We start from the raw sequence: 334 nt of genomic DNA, 5'->3' as shown, positions 1-334 counted from the left end.
GGATTAGGGCGCGCGCCTGGTAGCGATCCTATTACCAGCCGAGCATTGCGTCGCGATGACAGACGTGCGGAGCAATTTGACGATGAAGTCGCTGAATTACAAACCTTGCTCGGGCCTTATGATGGTAAATCCTCGGTGCGTGCCATTCCGGGCGAAAATACCAAGGTACCGATTTGGTTGCTTGGTTCGAGCCTTTATAGTGCCCAGCTCGCTGCAAAGCGAGGTCTACCTTATGCATTTGCGGGTCATTTTGCGCCACGATTCGTGCATGATGCTATCGCGCTTTATCGCCGCGATTTCCAACCATCAAAGGTGTTAGATAAACCTTATGTAA

General features: G+C 51.2%; 1 protein-coding gene. It reads left to right on the top strand.

Going from position 1 to position 334, the window contains the following annotated elements; all coding sequences use genetic code 11:
- Nucleotides 1-334: LLM class oxidoreductase (locus tag CWC11_RS20885; protein ID WP_502704812.1), on the top strand; the 334-nt coding region annotated here is incomplete at both ends.

Origin of the sequence: Pseudoalteromonas sp. S3178, from assembly GCF_005886985.1 — a bacterium.
In the GTDB taxonomy this organism is placed as follows: Bacteria; Pseudomonadota; Gammaproteobacteria; order Enterobacterales; family Alteromonadaceae; genus Pseudoalteromonas; species Pseudoalteromonas carrageenovora.
The sequence above is the reverse complement of the archived record's forward strand: the minus strand, read 5'-3'. Positions and strand labels throughout refer to the sequence as shown.